General features: G+C 59.0%; 4 protein-coding genes. All 4 read left to right on the top strand.

What is annotated here, in order from left to right; all coding sequences use genetic code 11:
- Window positions 1-238: 238 nt before the first annotated feature.
- Entirely contained in the window at window positions 239-709 is a 471-nt protein-coding gene (locus tag WBB85_RS22160) for a TRAP transporter small permease (protein ID WP_432640737.1), read from the top strand.
- Between the two features lies 1 nt (window position 710).
- Window positions 711-1,988: a TRAP transporter large permease gene (locus WBB85_RS22165; protein ID WP_432640738.1), complete on the top strand. Its 1,278-nt coding sequence runs from the start codon at window positions 711-713 to the stop codon at window positions 1,986-1,988.
- A gap of 234 nt (window positions 1,989-2,222) precedes the next feature.
- Window positions 2,223-2,903 (top strand): aminoacyl-tRNA hydrolase, encoded by a 681-nt coding sequence (pth, locus tag WBB85_RS22170; RefSeq protein ID WP_432640739.1) that lies wholly within the window; start codon window positions 2,223-2,225, stop codon window positions 2,901-2,903.
- 57 nt (window positions 2,904-2,960) lie between these two features.
- A partial coding sequence (locus WBB85_RS22175) for a serine hydrolase (RefSeq protein WP_432640740.1) occupies window positions 2,961-3,559 on the top strand: 599 nt, incomplete at its 3' end.

Below are 3,559 nucleotides of genomic sequence, written 5' to 3' on the forward strand. Positions count from 1 at the left end.
GAAAAGGAGCTGGCAGACTGGTTCCGCGAACAGGGCATTGAAGTCCACGACGTGGACCGCCAGGCGTTCTCGGATATCGTGAAGCCGAAGATTCTCGAGGGCGACTGGCCCTGGGAAGCACGCCAGATTGAAGAGTTGCTTGCCCTTGGGCAATAAGTGATTGGTTAGGCGATACCGCTGAGGCCCGCACAACACGTCAAATGTGCGGGCCTCATTTCGTTGCGGGAGGGCAGAAAACATGAGGCTGCTGTCCAGACTTGATGAATGGGCGATGTGTCTGGTGTTGTGGGCGCTGTTTCTTGTCGTGGCACTTCAGTTCTTCACACGTTACGTGCTGAACGACTCTCTCGGCTGGACCGAAGAGGTCGCGCGCATGATGCTGATCGTGCTGACCTATGTCGGCGCTGTCGTGTGTGCACGCAAGCGCAGTCATATTCGTGTCGACCTGATCCTCGACATGCTTCCCGTCCGTCTCTTCAAACCCGTTATACGCCTGATTGATCTTGGCACAGCGGCGTTCTTTGTATTCCTCAGTTGGACGGCGATGCAGTTCGCGCTGATCACTAAACTGCGGATGAGCAGCATCGAACTGCCCAAGAGCGTTATCTTCTGGATATGTGCGGCATCGCTACTGTTCATAGCGCTCCACTATTTCGTTCACGCCCTGAAGGGGGATGCAGACAGGTCCAACCCGGGCAGCGGCGCCTGACATGGCTGCCACTCTTCTGATTTTCGTCGTCACTCTGATGATCGTCCTCGGTATCCCCGTGGCCGTCGCCATGGCATTGGGGTCGGTCGTATTTATCCTGCTGAGCGACACGCCCTCGGCCGTGATCATGCATCAGATGGTAAGCGGTATCGACAGCTTCCCGCTGCTGGCGATCCCGTTCTTCATTCTGGCCGGAAACCTGATGAATTCCGCGGCCATCACCGACCGGATTTTCGATTTCGCCTCCAGGCTGTTTGCCTGGGCCAGGGGGGGCATCTGTTACGTCAACATCGCAGCCAGCGTGATCTTTGCGGGGATGAGCGGCGCGGCCGTGGCCGATGCCGGCGGGTTGGGCGCGATTGAGATCAAGGCAATGCGCGACCGTGGGTACGGAGACCGCCTTTCGGTCGGTCTGACAGCAGCAAGTTCAATTGTCGGGCCGCTCATCCCTCCGTCTTTGCCAATGATCATTTTTGGCTTTGTCGGCGATGTGTCCATAGGCAAGCTCTTTGTTGCCGGTTTCCTGCCCGGCATCGTCATGGCGCTGTGTCTTGCGGCCATGGTCCGCTGGATCGTGCACAAACAGGATCTGCCGCGCGATGGAGATTTCGCCTGGGGCGCCGTGGGGGCGTCGTTCAACAAGGCGTCCCTTTCGCTTCTGACGCCCATCATCATCGTCGGGGGTATCCTTGGCGGTGTCTTCACCCCGACCGAGGCCGCAATTGCCGCAGCCGCCTATGCGCTGACGCTTGGGCTAGTTGTCTACCGCACGCTCGGCTTCAAGGATATCTGGTCCGTCTCCAGAAACTCGGCCGAGATGACAGCGTCGATCCTGTTCATCGTCAGCGCCGCAAGCCTCTTTGCCTGGATCATCAAGACCGAGCGCGTGGCCCATGACTTTTCCAACGCCCTATTCGGGTTCACCGACAATGTCATCGTGATACTGCTCCTGATCAATGTTCTCCTGCTGATCGTCGGCTGCTTTCTGGATGCGATTGCGGCGATCACCATCCTGACGCCGATCCTTTTGCCGGTGGCGGTATCCGCCGGGGTCGATCCGACCCAGTTCGGGGTGATCATGGTACTGAACCTGATGATCGGTCTCCTCTCGCCACCATTGGGGATCGTGCTTTATGTGCTCAGTTCGGTAAGTGGCGTATCGCTGCGCGATACGATCCTGGGAACGCTTCCTTTCATGGTGCCGCTGCTGGCGACATTGCTGATCGTCACCTTCGTCCCGGCGGTATCCCTGTGGCTGCCATCGGTGCTCGGCTTCTGAAGACGATGGCGGGCTGGCCGTGACCTCGGCTGAACACCACAGCGTTTCGCGTTTAACATGAAACATAACGCATCACATAACGCGTTGAAATCTTTGATTTCAGGCAGCGTTAGGTGATTCAGGTTTAACGCGAAACGCTTCAGCTTGACAGTCTTGCGCATGCGGGGCCCAAAGCGACCTGGTTGCATGGGCGCCGGGCCGGTTCTAGGGTGGCGGCGCAAGCAGGGGGGGATCATGCGGCTTTTTGTTGGGCTCGGAAATCCCGGGGCTAAGTATTCAGGCAACCGTCATAATATCGGTTTCATGGCCATCGACCGGATCGCCGGGGATCACGGATTTGCCCCGTGGCGCAGCAAGTTTCAGGGGTCGGTCAGCGAAGGACGCCTTGGGACCGAACGGGTGATCCTTCTGAAACCCGAAACCTTCATGAACCTCTCGGGCCAGTCGGTGGGTGAGGCGATGCGGTTCTACAAGCTCGACCCCGCCGATGTGACCGTCTTTCATGATGAGCTGGACCTTGCCCCCGGCAAATGCCGCGTCAAGTCGGGGGGCGGCCATGCCGGGCACAACGGGCTACGTTCGCTGCATCAGCATATCGGCGAGGCCTATCAGCGGGTCCGGCTGGGCATCGGCCATCCCGGCCACAAAGACCGGGTCGCGCCCTATGTCCTGTCTGATTTCGCCAAGGCCGAACAGGACTGGCTCGACGATCTCATGCGCGGCATCTCTGACGGCGCTTCGGCGCTCGCATCGGGCGATGCTGCGCGGTTTGCCAATGCCGTCGCGCTGCGCACTGCCCCGCCCCGGTCGTCAAAAACCACCGATCCACCAACCGCATCCGCGAAGACACCGGAGCAAAAGGTAGATTCCGACACACGTTCGCCATTGCAACGTCTGGTTGATAGATTTCGATAAATTTCGCTTGTCCATGCGCAGGGTTGGTGATTTTGTGCCGCGCAGGTGAGGGGCCTCATGCGTAAATTCCTGAAGATTTCTGGCAAGATCGCCGTTGTGATGCTGGTCGTCGCAGCGGCTATTGCGATCTGGAAACGCGAAGAGATTATCCGGCTGATGGCGGTGAATTCGCTCTTCACGGAAGAAAAGATCACCCACAATTTCAGCCATATGGATGAGCTCTTCCTAAGCCGCATTCTGCCACGCGGCGGCGGCCCGGTATCACCCTTGCCGGACGGCCCGGCGATGGTGCTGCCGGACGGCGCCGACGCATGGATCGAGGAGCGTGCCATCACCGCCCTTCTGGTTCTCAAAGGCGGCCGCATCGTCCATGAGAGCTATCACCACGGTACCGGCCCCGAGGACAGGCGGATCAGCTGGTCGATGGCCAAGAGCTTTCTCTCGGTGCTGTTCGGGACAGTGCTGGAAGACGGCGACATCGCCTCGCTTGACGATCCGGTCGTGCAATACGTGCCCGACCTGAAAGGCTCAGCCTATGACGGGGTGACGATCCGGCAGGTTCTGAACATGACCACAGGCGTGAAGTTCAACGAGGACTACTTCGACTTTCATTCCGACATCAACCGGATGGGTCGGGTTCTGGCGCTCGGCGGATC

The organism is Albidovulum sp., from assembly GCF_049646345.1.
Taxonomy (GTDB): Bacteria; Pseudomonadota; Alphaproteobacteria; order Rhodobacterales; family Rhodobacteraceae; genus Albidovulum.

Excerpts from the sequence above, each read along its gene's own strand:
- WBB85_RS22160 (WP_432640737.1), top strand. The coding sequence starts at position 239 with ATGAGGCTGCTGTCCAGACTTGATGAATGGGCGATGTGTCTGGTGTTG.
- WBB85_RS22165 (WP_432640738.1), top strand. The coding sequence starts at position 711 with ATGGCTGCCACTCTTCTGATTTTCGTCGTCACTCTGATGATCGTCCTC.
- pth (WP_432640739.1), top strand. The coding sequence starts at position 2,223 with ATGCGGCTTTTTGTTGGGCTCGGAAATCCCGGGGCTAAGTATTCAGGC.